This window comes from Streptomyces sp. NPDC020192 (assembly GCF_044388685.1).
Lineage (GTDB): Bacteria > Actinomycetota > Actinomycetes > Streptomycetales > Streptomycetaceae > Streptomyces.
The window spans coordinates 331,037-346,839 of the sequence record NZ_JBIRXG010000005.1 but is presented as its reverse complement, the minus strand read 5'-3'; the positions used below and the strand labels follow the sequence as shown (position 1 = coordinate 346,839).

The following is a 15,803-nucleotide window of genomic DNA, read 5'->3' as shown; positions in this document are numbered from 1 at the left end:
AGGGGACGGATGGGACCGCGCAGTGCGGGGCTACGAGAGCCAGGAGCGAGAGCCGGCGGCTGACGTCGACCACCTCTCTCGGTTCGAGGCCGAGATGAAGCGGCTGAGGACCGAGCGGGAAAAGGCGATCCAGCACGCCGAGGACCTCGGCTACCAGGTCGAGGTGCTGCGCGCCAAGCTGCACGAGGCGCGCCGCACCCTCATGACCCGGCCCGCCTTCGACGGCGGTGACATCGGGTACCAGGCCGAGCAGTTGCTGCGTAATGCCCAGATCCAGGCCGACCAGCTGCGCCAGGACGCCGAGCGGATGGCCGCGGAGGCCCGTGCGCAGACCCAGCGCATCCTCCAGGAGCACGCCGAGCAGGCCGCCCGGCTCCAGGCCGAGCTGCACCAGGAGGCGGTGACCCGGCGCCAGCAGCTCGACCAGGAGCTGGCCGAGCGCCGCGCCACGGTCGAGTCGCACGTCAACGAGAACGTGGCCTGGGCCGAGCAGCTGCGCGCCCGGACCGAGTCGCAGGCCCGCCGGCTGCTGGACGAGTCCCGCGCGGAGGCCGAGCAGGCGATGGCCGCCGCCCGCGCGGAGGCCGAGCGGCTGACCGAGGAGGCCCGCCAGCGGCTGCAGAACGACGCCGAGGCGGCCCGCGCGGAGGCCGAGCAGCTCCTGCGCCGCGCCCGCACGGACGCCGAGCGGCTGCTGAACGCCGCGTCCACGCAGGCCCAGGAGGCCACCGACCACGCCGAGCAGCTGCGCACCTCCACCGTGAGCGAGTCGGACGCCGCCCGCCGGCAGTCCGCCGAGCTGAGCCGGGCCGCCGAGGAGCGCATGGCGGCGGCCGAGGAGGCGCTGCGCAAGGCGCAGGCCGAGGCCGAGAAGCTGGTCACCGAGGCCGAGCAGGCCGCGGCCAAGACCCTGTCGAGCGCCGAGGCCGCCAACGAGACGCGGACGCGTACGGCGAAGGAGCAGGTCGCCCGGCTGGTCGAGGAGGCCACCAAGGAGGCCGAGAGCACCCGCTCCGAGGCCGAGCAGGTGATCGCCGACGCCCGTGCCGCGGCCGAGAAGATCGTCGCCGAGGCCGGCGAGAAGGCCCGTACGCTCACCGCCGAGGAGACGGCGGGCCAGCTGGCCAAGGCGGCCAAGACCGCCGAGGACGTCCTCAACAAGGCGTCGGAGGAGGCCCAGAAGACCACCAGGGCCGCCACCGAGGAGGCCGAGCGGATCCGCACCGAGGCCGAGGCCGAGGCGGACCGGCTGCGCGCCGAGGCGCACGACATCGCCGAGCAGCTCAAGGGCGCGGCGAAGGACGACACCAAGGAGTACCGGGCCAAGACGGTCGAGCTGCAGGAGGAGGCCCGCCGGCTGCGCGGCGAGGCCGAGCAGCTGCGCGCCGACGCGGTCGCCGAGGGCGAGTCGATCCGTGCCGAGGCCCGCCGCGAGGCGGTCACGCAGATCGAGGAGGGCGCGAAGTCCGCCGAGGAGCTGCTCGCCAAGGCCAAGGCGGACGCCGACGAGCTGCGCAAGAGCGCGACCGCGGACAGCGAGAAGGTCCGCACCGAGGCCATCGAGCGGGCCACCGGCCTGCGCCGGCAGGCCGACGAGGCCCTGGAGCGCGGCCGCGCGGAGGCCGAGCGGCTGCGCACCGAGGCCGAGGAGCAGGCCGAGAGGGTCCGTACGGACGCCGAGACCGCCGCGCGCGAACTGCGCGAGGAGACCGAGCGCGCCATAGAGGCCCGCCGCGGCGAGGCCGCCGGGGAGCTGACCCGGCTGCAGACGGAGGCGCAGGAGCGGCTGGCGTCGGCCGAGCAGGCGCTGACCGAGGCCCGCGAGGAGGCCTCGCGGATCCGCCGGGAAGCCGGCGAGGAGTCCGAGCGGCTGCGCGCGGAGGCCGCCGAGCGGATCCGTACGCTCCAGCAGCAGGCCGAGGCCGAGGCCGACCGGCTGCGCACCGAGGCCGCGTCCGACGCGGCCGCCTCCCGCGCCGAGGGCGAGTCCGTCGCCGTACGGCTGCGTTCCGAGGCCGCCGCCGAGGCGGAGCGGCTGAAGACCGAGGCGCAGGAGACCGCCGACCGGGTGCGCGCGGAGGCGCAGGCCGCCGCCGAGCGGCTCGCCGCCGAGGCGTCCGAGACGCTGGCCGCCGCGCAGGAGGAGGCCGCCCGGCGCCGTCGCGAGGCCGAGGAGACCCTCGGGTCCGCCCGTGAGGAGGCCGACCAGGAGCGGCTTCGCGCCCGCGAGCAGAGCGAGGAGCTGCTGGCCTCCGCCCGCAAGCGGGTCGAGGACGCGCAGGCCGAGGCGATCCGGCTGGTGGAGGAGGCCGACCGGCGGGCCGGCGAGATGGTCTCCGCCGCCGAGCAGCACGCCCAGCAGGTTCGGGACTCGGTCGCCGGGCTGCACGAGCAGGCGCAGGAGGAGATCGCCGGGCTGCGCTCGGCCGCCGAGCACGCGGCGGACCGGACGAGGCGGGAGGCCGAGGAGGAGGCGGACCGGGTCCGCGCCGACGCCTACGCCGAGCGGGAGCGGGCCGGCGAGGACGCCGCGCGGCTCCGCCGGGAGACGAACGAGGAGACGGAGGCCGCCAAGGCGCTGGCGGAGCGTACGGTCGGGGAGGCGATCGCGGAGGCCGAGCGGCTGCGCGCGGACGCCGGCGAGTACGCCCAGCGGGTGCGCACCGAGGCCTCCGACGCGCTGGCCGAGGCCGACCAGGCGGCGGCCCGTACCCGGGCGGACGCCCGCGAGGACGCCAACCGCATCCGTTCGGACGCGGCGACACAGGCCGACACCCTCATCACCGAGGCCCGCAACGAGGCCGAGCGGCTCCAGACCGAGACCATCGCGGAGGCCGAGCGGCTGCAGACGGAGACCGCCGCCGAGGCCGAGCGGATCCGTACGGAGGCGTCGCAGGCACTCACCGAGGCCACCGAGGTGGCGACCCGTACCCGGGCGGACGCCCGCGAGGACGCCAACCGCATCCGTTCGGACGCGGCGACGCAGGCCGACACCCTCATCACCGAGGCCCGCAACGAGGCCGAGCGGCTCCAGACGGAGACGGTGGCCGAGGCGGACAGGGTCCGCGCGGAGGCGCTGGCGAACGCCGAGCAGATCGTCGGGGACGCGACCGGTGACGCCGAGCGGCTGCGCGCCGAGGCCGCGGAGACGGTCGGTTCGGCCCAGCGGCACGCCGAGCGGCTGCGGGCCGAGGCGGAGCAGCTGCGGGCGGACGCGGAGGCGGCGGCCGAACGGCTCGTCAACTCCGCGCGCGAGGAGGCCGAGCGCACCCTGGACGAGGCCCGTCAGGACGCCAACAAGCGGCGTTCGGAGGCGGCCGAGCAGGTCGACACGCTCATCACGGAGACCACGGCCGAGGTCGACAAGCTGCTCAGCGAGGCGCAGGAGCAGGCGCTGAAGACCACCGCCGACGCCGAGTCGCAGGCCGACACGATGGTGGGCGCGGCCCGCAGCGAGGCCGAGCGGATCGTCTCGGAGGCGACCGTGGAGGGCAACTCCCGGGTGGAGAAGTCCCGTACGGACGCGGACGAACTGCTGGTGGGCGCCCGCCGGGACGCGACCGCGATAAGGGAGCGCGCGGAGGAGCTGCGCGACCGCATCACGACCGAGATCGAGGAGTTGCACGAGCGGGCCCGCCGCGAGGCCGCCGAGACGATGAAGTCCACCGGCGACCGCTGCGACGCGCTCATCAAGGCCGCCGAGGAGCAGCTGGCCAAGGCGGAGGCCAAGGCCAAGGAGCTGGTGTCGGACGCCAGCTCCGAGGCGGGCAAGGTGCGCATCGCTGCCGTCAAGAAGGCGGAGGGGCTGCTCAAGGAGGCCGAGCAGAAGAAGGCCAGCCTGGTCAAGGAGGCCGAGGAGCTGAAGGCCGAGGCGATCCGGGAGGCCCGGCGCACGGTCGAGGAGGGCAAGCGCGAGCTGGAGGTCCTGGTGCGCCGGCGCGAGGACATCAACGCCGAGATCTCCCGTGTCCAGGACGTGCTGGAGGCGTTGGAGTCCTTCGAGGCCCCCTCGGCCGGCAAGGACGGCGGGGTCAAGGCGGGCGCGACGGTCGGCGCACCCCGTTCGGGTGGCAAGGCGTCAGACAGCTAGCACTCAGGTTGCGTTCCGGTGTCTTCTGGGGGCTTTGCCCGAGTCCTTGGCAAGCCGTCCGACGGTCAGCCACTCAAAAGAGGTGCCATTCTCCAGATCAAAACCGTATCCGCTCGATGACACACCGCTTCGGCCCCTAGGATTCCCCTTATCACCTCACCGGTCTCATTGACAGGAACCCCATGAGCGACACTTCCCCCTACGGCTTCGAGCTTGTGCGGCGTGGGTACGACCGCGCTCAGGTGGACGAACGTATCTCCAAGCTCGTCTCCGACCGTGACAGCGCTCTCGCCCGGATCACTGCCCTGGAGAAGCGCATCGAGGAGCTCCACCTCGAGACGCAGAACGCCCAGGCCCAGGTAAGCGACGCCGAGCCGTCGTACGCGGGTCTCGGCGCCCGGGTCGAGAAGATCCTGCGCCTGGCCGAGGAAGAGGCCAAGGAACTGCGTGAGGAGGCCCGGCGGGCGGCCGAGCAGCACCGCGACCTCGCCGAGTCGGCGGCCCAGCAGGTCCGCAACGACGCCGAGTCCTACGCCGCCGAGCGCAAGGCCAAGTCCGAGGACGAGGGCGTCCGGATCGTCGAGAAGGCCAAGGCCGACGCCTCCCAGCTGCGCGCCGAGGCGCAGAAGGACGCGCAGTCCAAGCGTGAGGAGGCGGACGCCCTCTTCGAGGAGACCCGCGCCAAGGCCGCGCAGGCCGCCGCCGACTTCGAGACGAACCTGGCCAAGCGCCGCGAGCAGTCCGAGCGCGACCTGGCCTCGCGCCAGCAGAAGGCCGAGAAGCGCCTGGCGGAGATCGAGCACCGCGCCGAGCAGCTGCGCCTGGAGGCCGAGAAGCTGCGCACCGACGCCGAGCGCCGCGCCCGCCAGACGGTGGAGACGGCCCAGCGTCAGGCCGAGGACATCGTGGCCGACGCGAACGCCAAGGCCGACCGGATCCGTTCGGAATCCGAGCGCGAGCTGGCGGCGCTCACCAACCGCCGCGACAGCATCAACGCCCAGCTGACGAACGTCCGCGAGATGCTGGCGACGCTCACCGGCGCCGCCGTGGCCGCCGCGGGTACGACGACCGACGACGAGCCCATCTCTCGGGGTGTCCCGGCGCAGCAGACCAGGTAACTGCGGGTCGCGGGAAATCTGCGGGTCCGTCGTGGCTGGTCGCGCCCACGCGGCGGAGCCGCATATCGACTGCAGCCCCGCCCCCCTTACGGGGCGCTTCAGAGCCCCCTGCTTTCAAGTGGCAGGGGGCTTTGTCCCGTTTTAGCGTGGCCGCATGATCGAGCTGGCGGGACTGACGAAGCGGTACGGCGAGAAGCTGGCCGTCGACGGTCTCACCTGCGCCGTGCGGCCCGGCATCGTCACCGGGTTCCTCGGGCCCAACGGGGCCGGGAAGTCCACCACCATGCGGATGATCCTCGGGCTCGACCACCCCACCGCCGGCGACGTCCGGATCGACGGCAAGCACTACGACCAGCTGGCGGACCCGCTGACGTACATCGGGGCGCTGCTGGACGCGAAGGCCGTGCACGGGGGCCGGAGCGCCTACAACCACCTCCTCTGTCTCGCGCAGAGCAACGGGATCCCGAAGCGCCGGGTCGGCGAGGTACTGGAGACCGTGGGGCTCACGGCCGTGGCGAGGAAGAAGGCCAAGGGGTTCTCGTACGGCATGGGACAGCGGCTCGGGATCGCCGCGGCGCTGCTCGGCGACCCGCGGATCCTGATGTTCGACGAGCCGGTCAACGGGCTCGACCCCGAGGGCATCCACTGGATCCGGAACCTGATGAAGTCGCTGGCCGCGCAGGGCCGGACCGTGTTCGTCTCCAGCCATCTGATGAGCGAGATGGCGCTGACCGCCGACCATCTCGTGGTCATCGGGCAGGGCCGGCTGCTCGCGGACACCTCCATGGCCGAGTTCATCCGGCAGAACTCACGGTCGTACGTGCGGATCCGCTCGCCACAGCGGGAGCGGCTGCTGGACGTGCTGCACGAGGCCGGGGTCACCGTCGTCGAGGCGGGCGGGGGTGCGCTGGAGGTGGACGGGGGCAAGGCCGAGCAGATCGGCGAACTGGCGGCGCGGTACGGGATCGTGCTGCACGAGCTGAGCATCCAGCAGGCCTCGCTGGAGGAGGCGTTCATGCAGCTGACGGCGGAGTCGGTGGAGTACCACGCACAGGCCGGACCGGGCCCCGCCCCGCAGGACTGGGGCACCGGCTGGAAGGGAGTGTGACAGCGATGGCGGCCGGTCAGGTCATCCGGTCCGAGTGGACGAAGATCCGGTCGGTGGCGTCGACGGTGTGGACGCTGTCGGTGGCCGTGGTCGTCACACTCGCGCTCGGGATACTCATCTCCGCGCTGTCGAGGAGCCAGTTCAACCGGATGCCGATCGAGGACCGGCTCTCCTTCGACCCCACCCGCGTCAGCTTCGCGGGCATGACGCTTGGCCAGCTCGCCCTGATCGTGTTCGGGGTGCTGGTGGTGTCGAACGAGTACAGCACCGGCATGATCCGGGTCTCGCTGGCCGCCGTGCCGCGCCGGGGCACCTTCCTGTTCAGCAAGGTCGCGGTGGCCACCGCGCTCGCGCTGGTCGTGGGCATGGCGACGAGCTTCGCCGCGTTCTTCCTCGGGCAGTCCGTGCTCGGGCCGTACCGGGCGCGGATCGGCGATCCCGGGGTGCTGCGCGCGGTGGTCGGCGGCGGGCTGTACATGACGCTGATCGCGGTGTTCTCCATGGGGGTCGCCACGATGCTGCGCTCGCCGATGCTGTCCCTCGGCATCCTGATGCCGTTCTTCTTCCTGATCTCCACCATCCTCGGCGCCGTCGACGCGACGAAGAAGATCGGCCGGTTCCTGCCGGACCAGGCGGGCAGCCGGATCATGGAGGTGGTGCCGAGAATCGGCGACGACCGGCCGTACGGGCCCTGGGGCGGGCTGGGAATCATGGTGCTGTGGGTGATCGCCGCGCTGGTGGGCGGGTATGTGCTGCTCAAGCGCAGGGACGCGCAGTAGCTTTACTTTCTTTTGGGCGGAACCGTCAGCGCCTCGATATCCTCCTAACCCTTACGGGGGCGTGCGCCCCGCTGTCCTGAACCTTTCGATGGGTGCGGAGCATGATCGAGGCTGTAGGCCTGACGAAGCGGTACGGCGACAAGACCGCCGTGTACAACCTTTCCTTCCAGGTGCGACCGGGTGCCGTGACCGGCTTCCTCGGGCCGAACGGCTCGGGCAAGTCGACCACGATGCGGATGATCCTCGGGCTGGACAACCCGTCGTCCGGCACGGTGACCATCGGCGGCTACCCGTACCGCAAACTGCCCAACGCCGCCCGCCAGGTCGGCGCGCTGCTCGACGCCAAGGCCGTGCACGGCGGGCGGAGCGCGCGCAACCATCTGCTGAGCCTCGCGCAGCTGTCGGGCATCCCGGCCCGGCGTGTGGACGAGGTGCTCGGGGTCGTGGGTCTCCAGGGCGTGGCCAAAAAGCGCTCCAAGGGCTTCTCGCTCGGCATGGGCCAGCGCCTGGGCATCGCCGCCGCACTGCTCGGCGACCCGCAGGTGCTCCTCTTCGACGAGCCGGTCAACGGCCTCGACCCCGAGGGCATCCTCTGGGTCCGCAACCTGATGAAGGCGCTCGCGGCGGAGGGCCGTACGGTCTTCGTCTCCTCGCACCTGATGAGCGAGATGGCGCTGACCGCCGACCACCTGATCGTGATCGGCCGCGGCCAGCTGCTCGCCGACATGAGCGTGAAGGACTTCATCTCGGCCAACTCCGCCGACTTCGCGCGCGTGCGCACCCCCGACACCGAGCCGCAGCTGCGCGAGAAGCTGACGTCGGCGCTGACGGAGGCGGGCGGCCATGTCATGCCGGAGCAGGACGGCGCGCTGCGGGTGACCGGGCTGCCGCTGCCGCGGATCAGCGACCTCGCGCACGAGGCGGACGTACGGCTGTGGGAGCTGTCGCCGCACCAGGCCTCGCTGGAGGAGGCGTACATGCGGATGACGCAGGGCGCCGTGGACTACCGCTCCACGGTCGACCAGAGGGCGGGCCTCCAGCAGCCGTTGCCGCCCGGCGCCCAGCCCCCCATGCCGGTCCCCGGCCAGGGCCAGCCCGGCTGGTACGCCCCGCCACCGCCGCAGCAGGGCGGCCAGCCGTTCCCGGGCCAGCCCGCCCCCGCGGGTCCGTACGGCGGCACCGCCCAGCCGGGCCCGTACGGCGCACCGGGCGCCAACCCGTACGCCCAGGCCCAGCCGCCCGCGGCGGCTCCGCAGGCCCCGCAGGGCCAGGTGCCGGCCGCACCGCAGCAGGCCCCCGCCGCCGCTCCCGCCCCCGCAGACCTGACCAAGCCCGAGGACGCCCGATGAGCACGCACCAGCCCCCGATGCCGCAGGCCCCCGCCGCCGCGCCCGAGTGGCAGGCGGCGCCAGGCGGGTCGTACCCCGGTTACACCTCGCCGATCCCGGTCGTGCGCACCCACCTCGGGCATGCGCTGGCCTCGGAGTGGACGAAGATCAAGTCGGTACGGTCGACGATGTGGACGCTCGGCGTCTTCGTGCTCCTCGTGGTCGGCATCGGCCTGCTGACCGGCGCCGTGGTCAAGGCCCACGCCGACACCTCCAGCCTGAACGGCGAGAACCCGCTCACCTTCGGCTTCTTCGGCCTGTTGCTCGGCAGCATGTGCATCATCACGCTCGGCGTGCTGACCACGGCCTCGGAGTACGGCACCGGCATGATCCGTACGACGATGACCGCGTGCCCGAGCCGGACCCGGGTGCTCGCGGCCAAGTCGATCGTGTTCTTCGCCGTCGCCTTCGTCGTCACGCTGGCCGCGTCCGCCTTCGTCGCCATGATCCACGCGTCCATGCTGAGCGGCACCGGCGCCCGCACGCCCTCCAGCGGCGACTGGCTCAAGGACACCGTCGGCGTCAGCCTCTACATCGCGCTGCTCGGGCTGCTCTCGCTGCTCGTCGGCTCGATCATCCGGCACTCCGCCGGCGGCATCACGATCATGATCGGCGCGGTGCTCGCGCCGCTGGTCATCGCCCTGTTCATGGCCACGTCCTCGCTGGCGAGCGTGCGGGAGTTCCTGTTCAAGTACTCCATTCCGAGCCAGTTGGGCGTCTTCTACGACAACACCCTGAGCGGTTCCGGCCCGTCCGGCTGGGACCCACTGTGGATCATGCTGGGCCTGACGGCAGCCGCGTACGCCGGCGCCTTCGCACTGCTGCAGAAGCGGGACGTGTGAGCCTGACCGCTTGACCGACCGAGGGCCTCCCGGGCGCACGACGCCGACGGGGGGCCTTCGTGTTTCACGGGCATACCGACGGGATCCCTGAACACCTCTTCATCCGCGCGGGAGCCGGCCGATCGGGCTCCATGCGACTAGAACCTAGGCCCGTTACGGGGCCGCTGCACCCGGGTGGTGCGGCGGTCCTTCGCGTTCCAGCAGGCCTTGTGCCAGTGGCGGCGGTCGTCGACGCCCGCGTGTTCCGGCCAGGCCACCACGTGGGGGACGCCGGAGGGGATCAGCTGGTCGCAGCCCGGGCAGCGGTAGGTCTTGCCCTCCGCGCTCGCCCCGGCGACATGGCGTACGCTCCAGTCCTCGCCCTGCCAGCTTTCCGACGACTGCCAGCCGCCGTACCGGCCGGCGCTGTCGTCCTCGGCACTCCGGCCCGATGATCCGGCTGCCTTCGGCCGGTTGCGACGCGGGGACACGGGACACCTCTCGGGGCTATACAGGAAGCACGGGCTGCGTCCAGCGTACGCGCCGCCGGGCCGGGTACGTGAAGGGTTCCAACCCGTACAAGTCCCCCTTCGGGGCCCGCCATTCTGAAGACAATCCGCAAATCTCTCCGCCAGGCCGTGTCCTGCGCACGTGTCAGACGGTTATGCCGGGTGGGGGAGCTCCGAGCCGGAGCCAAGGAAGCAGGAAATGCGATGTACGTAGGAAGCTTTGTGCTGGGCGCCCAGTTCCCGGGCCAGGGTCCGGGAGAAGCCCTGCACCGGGCGGTCCGCTCGGCAGAGGTCGCCGAGGAGGCCGGGCTGGACGCGGTCTGGCTGGCCGAGCACCACTTCGTGCCGTACGGCACGTGCCCGTCCGCGGTCACGCTGGCCGCCTATCTGCTCGGCCGCACCCGCCGTGTCCGCGTCGGTACGGCGGTCAGCGTACTGCCCACCGCGCACCCGGTGGCCCTCGGCGAGCAGGCCGCGCTGCTGCATCTGACGAGCGGTGGCCGGTTCACGCTGGGCGTGGGCCGTGGCGGACCCTGGGTGGACCTGGAGGTGTTCGGCACGGGCCTCGATGCGTACGAACACGGTTTCCCGGAATCACTCGATCTGTTGTTGCGCTGGTTGCGGGAGCCGTCGGTGGCCGCCGACGGCGAGCGGTTCCGGTTCCGTGAGGTGCCCGTCGTACCCCGTCCCTCCGACGGGCTGACGGAGATCCCGGGCCCCGAGGTCGTCGTCGCCTGCACCTCCCCGGCGAGCGTACGGATGGCCGCCGAGCGCGGGCTGCCGATGCTGCTCGGCATGCACGTCGGGGACGAGGAGAAGGCCGAGATGGTCGCGATGTGGCGGCGCTGTGCCCTCGCGGCGGGGCGGCCGGGCGAGGAGATCGCGGAGGCCGCCCATGTCTCGGCCGGGGTGTGCCAGCTCGCGGACCGGCGCACGGACGCGGCCGAGACCCTGCTGAAGGCGATGCCGGGCTGGCTGAAGCAGGGCCTGGAGGCGCACGTGACGGTCGACGACCGAATGCGCGCGATGCGTGATCCGCACGCCTACACCGAACTGCTCTGCGGGCTGCACCCGGTGGGCACCCCGCGGCTGGCCGCCGACCGGCTCGCGGCCACCTCCGAGCGCACGGGCATCTCCCGGTTCGCCCTCCTCGTGGAGGGCTCGGGCGATCTCGCGGCGACCGAGGAGAACCTGCGGCGGCTGGGCGCCGAGGTGCTGCCCCAACTCCGCTGAGCCGACGGGCCGTTCACGCAAGCCACCTGGGGGGCTTGCCGCCCCAGTACCGAATGCACCTCCCGCGGGCGGAGCGGCAAGCAAGCGGCTCACTGGCCTCCCGTACGGTCAGCAGTCCCGGAGCTCCGGCGACTGGTTCAGCAACTGGTTGCGCACCGACGTGAAGCGGGCCAACGTCTCGTCCGCGGACGGGTCCAGCGGGAACACCGCCACCCGGTGGCAGTTCTGGAAGGCCAGACGTACACCGAAGTGCCGCTGCAGCGCGCCGCGAATGGCGTCGCTCGCGAGCGCGCGCAACAGCTGACCGCGTGCCTGCTCGTCCGGCGGGGGCGTCAGGTTGTCGGCGAACGGACCGCCGTCGACCTTCAGCCGGGCCACCAGGGAGCTGATCATCTCCCATGCGTAAGGCAGGGAGGTCCGGACGCAGTCGACGAATTCAGCTTCGTCGACCTCGCCTCGCTCGGCCTGTTCGAGTAGGGCCGGTGAGACGTCGAGCGACATGGGTTCTCCTCTCGCACCCCCGCAGGGAGCAGGGGTTGCCGGACAGATAAGGGGAGTTCGCGATACCAAACACGCTCAGTACACAGACCGCAACCTCCCGTTCTCTACGGTAGGCAACGGTCGGTGACCACACCAGCAGAATGCGTATATGGAACGGTCTGGTCTGGCACACAATCGGCCAGGGATGAACAAGAGCTTCCAGAGACAATTGGGGCGATTCACAGGGAGCAGGATGGGCGAATCGCGTGCACCGGCGCGCGTCGAGTAGCGTTGCCGACCATGCGTCTCGTCATTGCCCGATGCTCGGTCGACTACGCCGGCCGGCTCACCGCCCACCTGCCCTCGGCACCCCGCCTGATCCTGGTCAAGGCGGACGGCAGCGTCTCCATCCACGCGGACGACCGGGCCTACAAGCCCCTCAACTGGATGTCGCCGCCCTGCACGCTGAAGGAAGGCAGCGGCGAGGAGGAAGGCGTCTGGACGGTCGTCAACAAGGGGGGCGAGAAACTGATCATCACGATGGAGGAGATCCTCCACGATTCCTCGCACGAACTGGGCGTGGACCCCGGTCTGATCAAGGACGGCGTGGAAGCGCACCTCCAGGAGCTCCTCGCCGACCGCATCGAGACGCTCGGCGAGGGCTACACGCTGATCCGCCGCGAGTACATGACGGCCATCGGCCCGGTGGACATCCTGTGCCGGGACGCGGACGGCCGGACGGTGGCGGTGGAGATCAAGCGCCGGGGCGAGATCGACGGCGTGGAACAACTCACCCGCTACCTCGACCTGTTGAACCGCGACCCTCACCTGGCCCCGGTCCGCGGCGTCTTCGCCGCGCAGGAGATCAAGCCCCAGGCCCGCGTCCTCGCCACCGACCGCGGGATCAACTGCCAGATCCTGGACTACGACGCGTTGCGCGGCATCGAGGACGACAAGCTCCGCCTGTTCTAGCGGGCCCTGTGCTCCGCCGCCCACCCCTCGCGAGAGGCGGGCGGCGGAGAAGGGTCAGGCCACCGAGGGGGAGGACTGCGGTGCGCTCTGGGACGCCGGCGCGCTGCTCGTCGAGGTGCCGGTCGTCGTCCCGCCCGTGCCGGTCGTCGTGCCCGTGGAGCCGCTCGTCGAGGAACCGCCGGTGCTGCCGGTCGTACCGCTGCCGCCGGTCGTGCTCCCTCCGCCGGTGCTCGTGGAGCCGCCGGTGGAGCCGGTGCCCCCGGTCGTCGTACCCGTGCCCCCGGTCGTACCGCTGCCGCCGGTCGAGCTTCCTCCGCCGGTGCTCGTGGAGCCGCCGGTGGAGCCGGTACCCCCGCCCGTCGTACCCGTGCCCCCGGTCGTACCGCTGCCGCCGGTCGAGCTTCCTCCGCCGGTGCTCCCGCCCGTACCGCTGCCGCCCGTCGAGCCGCTGCTCGAACCGGACGACCCCGACGACTTGGTCGGCGAGGACGACGTCGTGCCGGAGCCGGACGGGCTGATGCTCTCCGACGGCCGGGCCGGGTCCGTCGACGGGGTCGATCCGCCCGTCGTGCCGTACGTGCCGCCGGTGCCCCCGGTCGTCGGCCGGCCGGTCGCCGTGCCCGTCGTGCCGCCGGTGCTCTGGTTCGGGTCGGCGCCCAGGGTGCCGTCGCCCGTGCCCTGGCTGATCGAGGGGTTGACGTCGACCTTGCCGGCGGGGTTCTTGCCGGCGTTCTCGTTGGACGTCATGCCCAGCGTGACCACCGTGCCGAGGACGGCCGCCAGCAAGGCCCCCGAACCGGCGGCCACCAGGTTGCGGCGGGCCAGCCGGCGGATGCCACCGCCCTGCTCCGCGGCGGCCGGGATGCGCTGGGTCACCAGGCCGTCGCCCAGCGGGGTGTACGGCGGCGGCGCCGACTCCTCGTGCCGTATCTCCGGCAGCTCCTCCCCCACCGGTACCGTGACCCCGGGCAGCTCGCCCGAGCGGTCGGAGACCAGCGCGAGCGCCCGACGCCCGGCGACGGTACCCCGCTTGTCGGCGAGCGCGCCGCGCAGCCCGATGGACGCCTCCAGCTCGGCGCGGGCCCGGTCCAGTTGTCCGGCACACAGCGCCAGGACGCCCAACTCGTGGTGGAAGTAGGCCTGTTCGTGGACCTCGCCGGTCAGCCGGGAGGCCTCCGCGCCGGAGCGCAGCGCACGCTCCCACGCGCCCCACTGGAGCCCCGCGGCAAAGGCGGGCGCGGCCGTACGGGCGAGCCGGACCGCGAGGCTCTCCTCGCCCTCGGCGGACGGAGAGGGCGAGGTCTGCGGGACCACGGCGGCCAGCGCCGCCAGCACCGCGTCCGCCTCCGCGCTGACCCGCTCGGGGGTCACCGAGGGATGCCCGGACCACCAGGCGTAGTGCTCGGCGGCGGCGAGCGCCTGGGCCGGGGAGTCGTCGGCGTACCCGGCGGCCTCCAGCTGGGTCTGCACCCCGGCCGCGAGCCGGTAGCGGGCGCCGGCCGGTGAGACCAGTCCGCAGCCGGCCAGCTCGCCGAGCGCGGCGTCGGCGTGGGTGTCGCCGACCAGCGCCGGCAGATGCGCCTGGTGCGGCACCTCGCCGCCGAGGGCGACCGCGAAGCGCAGGGTGGCGCGGGCGGAGGCGCTGAGCCGGGAGGCGAGCAGCGGGGCGGGGGCGGCGGCTTCGCCGAGGGACGGCAGGGGGATGTCGTCCTGCGGATCGACGGGGATCTCCACCGGCTGCCGTACATCCTCGAAGACGCCGTACTCGTCCACGGCCCCCGTGCCGGCCCGCAGCTCGTCGCGCTGCCGGAGCAGGGCGCCGGCCTGGACGAACCGGAGCGGCAGGCCCTCGGACTCGAACCACAGGTCACCGGCCCAGTTGGCCTCCTCCTCGGTGAGGACACGGCCGACGGCCCGCTCGAGGATCTCCACGCCCGCGGCCCGGTCGAGGCCGCCGAGGAAGACCTCCTCGACCGCGGACCCGGCGGACGGCGCGGGCACGTCGGGGGTGGCGCCGATCAGGAACGCACACTCGCGGGCGGTGTCGAGGAGTTCGTCCAGGGCGGCGCCGCCGAACTCGATGTCGTCCAGGACGACGACCGCGCCGATCTCGGCGACCAGAGCGTGCAGTTCGTCCCGTTCGGGGCGGTGACCGGGGGCGACGTGGACGGCGTGGAAGAGGTCGTGGAGCAGTTCGCCGGCGGTGCGGTGCAGGCCGGAGAGCCGGACCACGCCGTCGGGGGCGAGGTCCAGGCAGTCCTCGGCGACCAGGTCGAGCAGGGCGGTGCGGCCGGAGCCGGCGGGGCCGGTGAGCCGTACGGTACGGCCGCGGGCCAGCAGCCGGACCAGGCGCTCGCGTTCGTCCTGGCGCTCCAGGAGGGACAGGGCGGGCTGGGCGGGGCCGGCCGGAACGGGGGGCCTCGCGGCCCGCTCGGTCTCGGCGCGCTCGGCGGCGGTGCGCTTACGCGGCGTGCCGGGGCGCTCGGCCGGCGGGCAGGGCTCTATCTCGCTGCCGTCGACGGGGTTGACGGTCACCAGCAGGTCGCCGGCGACGAGCCGCGCCGTGCGGGCGAGCGCGGGCGAGCCCGGGCCGAAGTCGGAGGTGAGGGATTCCCGGGGCGGGCGCCGGCCGTGCGCGTGGCCGTGCTCCTCGGGTCCCGGCGGTCCCGGAGTGATCGGGTCCATGGGTTCCATGCGTTCCATGGGTTCAAGCCCCCCAAAAGCGTCGTGTGCCCGTGCCTACGGCCCCTCCCGGCCTTGCCGCACACCGCGCTGTCGCTTCTGGTCCGGGCCCGCTCGGTCGAGGGTTGCGAGGCGGCGGGCGACCGAACCCTAAACCTTCGCTCAGTATCTCCGACAGTGCGGGGTGCCGTACGGCCCGAGACGTCACAGTCCGGTGAGGATTGCCCTCGACGTGCGCACACGCCCCGTCCGTACGGCAGATCACACGCGGGGCAGCGACTCCACCCCGATGCCGCCCTCGATGGCGAGGATGCGGTGCAGCCGGGTGGCCACCAGCAGGCGCTGCATCTGCGGCGGGACACCGCGCAGCACCAGACGGCGCCCGCAGCGGCCGGCCCGCCGATGGGCACCCATGATCACGCCGAGGCCGGTGGCGTCCCAGGAGTCCAGTTCGGACAGGTCGAGCACCAGGTCGCCGACGCCGTGATCGACGGCCGAGTGCAGGGCCGTACGGGCGTCCGCCGCGCTCCGGACGTCGAGGCGGCCCCCGACGACCAGCTCGGCATGATCGCCCCTGATGTACATATGCGCTCCCCGTGCGTGCGGTTGGCGTACTCGTGGTC

General features: G+C 72.7%; 12 protein-coding genes. 8 read left to right on the top strand and 4 right to left on the bottom strand.

From position 1 onward, the window contains the following. The first annotated feature begins 22 nt into the window (after window positions 1–22). The 6 genes from scy (at window position 23) to ACH47Z_RS13415 (ending at window position 9,325) form a co-directional block, all read left to right on the top strand. A complete protein-coding gene (gene scy, locus ACH47Z_RS13440) occupies window positions 23–4,090 on the top strand; it encodes a polarized growth protein Scy (protein ID WP_399073356.1) in 4,068 nt (1,355 codons plus the stop codon). 182 nt (window positions 4,091–4,272) lie between these two features. Continuing rightward, a complete protein-coding gene (locus ACH47Z_RS13435; protein ID WP_399073355.1) occupies window positions 4,273–5,208 on the top strand; it encodes a cellulose-binding protein in 936 nt (311 codons plus the stop codon). Between the two features lie 154 nt (window positions 5,209–5,362). After that, the gene (locus ACH47Z_RS13430; protein WP_399073354.1) at window positions 5,363–6,316 is read left to right on the top strand and encodes an ATP-binding cassette domain-containing protein; all 954 of its coding nucleotides are present in this window, start codon (window positions 5,363–5,365) and stop codon (window positions 6,314–6,316) included. Between the two features lie 5 nt (window positions 6,317–6,321). Next, window positions 6,322–7,095: an ABC transporter permease gene (locus tag ACH47Z_RS13425; RefSeq protein WP_399073353.1), complete on the top strand. Its 774-nt coding sequence runs from the start codon at window positions 6,322–6,324 to the stop codon at window positions 7,093–7,095. A 101-nt stretch (window positions 7,096–7,196) separates the two neighbouring features. Further along, window positions 7,197–8,444, top strand: a complete 1,248-nt coding sequence (locus ACH47Z_RS13420) for an ABC transporter ATP-binding protein (protein ID WP_399073352.1) — start codon at window positions 7,197–7,199, stop codon at window positions 8,442–8,444. Further along, window positions 8,441–9,325, top strand: a complete 885-nt coding sequence (locus tag ACH47Z_RS13415; protein ID WP_399073351.1) for an ABC transporter permease — start codon at window positions 8,441–8,443, stop codon at window positions 9,323–9,325. Before ACH47Z_RS13420 ends, ACH47Z_RS13415 begins: the two co-directional genes overlap by 4 nt. A 137-nt stretch (window positions 9,326–9,462) precedes the next feature. Here the strand turns inward: ACH47Z_RS13415 and ACH47Z_RS13410 are convergent, their stop codons facing one another. Continuing rightward, window positions 9,463–9,795, bottom strand: coding sequence for an ATP/GTP-binding protein (locus tag ACH47Z_RS13410; protein WP_399073350.1), 333 nt, complete (start codon window positions 9,793–9,795; stop codon window positions 9,463–9,465). Between the two features lie 222 nt (window positions 9,796–10,017). Here ACH47Z_RS13410 and ACH47Z_RS13405 point away from each other — a divergent pair, with 222 nt between their 5' ends. Beyond that, complete coding sequence (locus ACH47Z_RS13405) at window positions 10,018–11,046, top strand: LLM class flavin-dependent oxidoreductase (protein WP_399073349.1); 1,029 nt, start codon at window positions 10,018–10,020, stop codon at window positions 11,044–11,046. Window positions 11,047–11,154: 108 nt separating this feature from the next. Here the strand turns inward: ACH47Z_RS13405 and ACH47Z_RS13400 are convergent, their stop codons facing one another. After that, window positions 11,155–11,547, bottom strand: a complete 393-nt coding sequence (locus ACH47Z_RS13400) for an SCO5389 family protein (protein ID WP_399073348.1) — start codon at window positions 11,545–11,547, stop codon at window positions 11,155–11,157. Between the two features lie 279 nt (window positions 11,548–11,826). Between ACH47Z_RS13400 and nucS the strand changes: the two genes are divergently transcribed. Beyond that, a complete protein-coding gene (gene nucS, locus ACH47Z_RS13395) occupies window positions 11,827–12,498 on the top strand; it encodes an endonuclease NucS (protein WP_399073347.1) in 672 nt (223 codons plus the stop codon). A gap of 54 nt (window positions 12,499–12,552) precedes the next feature. On the opposite strand, the gene ACH47Z_RS13390 is transcribed toward nucS, so the two are convergent. Both ACH47Z_RS13390 and ACH47Z_RS13385 read right to left on the bottom strand, forming a co-directional pair. After that, on the bottom strand, window positions 12,553–15,192 hold the full coding sequence (locus tag ACH47Z_RS13390; RefSeq protein WP_399073414.1) for an ATP-binding protein: 2,640 nt from the start codon (window positions 15,190–15,192) through the stop codon (window positions 12,553–12,555). A 249-nt stretch (window positions 15,193–15,441) separates the two neighbouring features. After that, a complete protein-coding gene (locus tag ACH47Z_RS13385; protein ID WP_359071843.1) occupies window positions 15,442–15,765 on the bottom strand; it encodes an STAS domain-containing protein in 324 nt (107 codons plus the stop codon). Window positions 15,766–15,803: the final 38 nt, after the last annotated feature.

What these genes read in the sequence shown, in the direction of transcription:
- ACH47Z_RS13435 (WP_399073355.1), top strand. Translation starts at nt 4,273, where the DNA reads ATGAGCGACACTTCCCCCTACGGCTTCGAGCTTGTGCGGCGTGGGTAC.
- ACH47Z_RS13430 (WP_399073354.1), top strand. Translation starts at nt 5,363, where the DNA reads ATGATCGAGCTGGCGGGACTGACGAAGCGGTACGGCGAGAAGCTGGCC.
- ACH47Z_RS13425 (WP_399073353.1), top strand. Translation starts at nt 6,322, where the DNA reads ATGGCGGCCGGTCAGGTCATCCGGTCCGAGTGGACGAAGATCCGGTCG.
- ACH47Z_RS13420 (WP_399073352.1), top strand. Translation starts at nt 7,197, where the DNA reads ATGATCGAGGCTGTAGGCCTGACGAAGCGGTACGGCGACAAGACCGCC.
- ACH47Z_RS13415 (WP_399073351.1), top strand. Translation starts at nt 8,441, where the DNA reads ATGAGCACGCACCAGCCCCCGATGCCGCAGGCCCCCGCCGCCGCGCCC.
- ACH47Z_RS13405 (WP_399073349.1), top strand. Translation starts at nt 10,018, where the DNA reads ATGTACGTAGGAAGCTTTGTGCTGGGCGCCCAGTTCCCGGGCCAGGGT.
- ACH47Z_RS13400 (WP_399073348.1), bottom strand. Translation starts at nt 11,547, where the DNA reads ATGTCGCTCGACGTCTCACCGGCCCTACTCGAACAGGCCGAGCGAGGC.
- nucS (WP_399073347.1), top strand. Translation starts at nt 11,827, where the DNA reads ATGCGTCTCGTCATTGCCCGATGCTCGGTCGACTACGCCGGCCGGCTC.
- ACH47Z_RS13390 (WP_399073414.1), bottom strand. Translation starts at nt 15,192, where the DNA reads ATGGAACCCATGGACCCGATCACTCCGGGACCGCCGGGACCCGAGGAG.
- ACH47Z_RS13385 (WP_359071843.1), bottom strand. Translation starts at nt 15,765, where the DNA reads ATGTACATCAGGGGCGATCATGCCGAGCTGGTCGTCGGGGGCCGCCTC.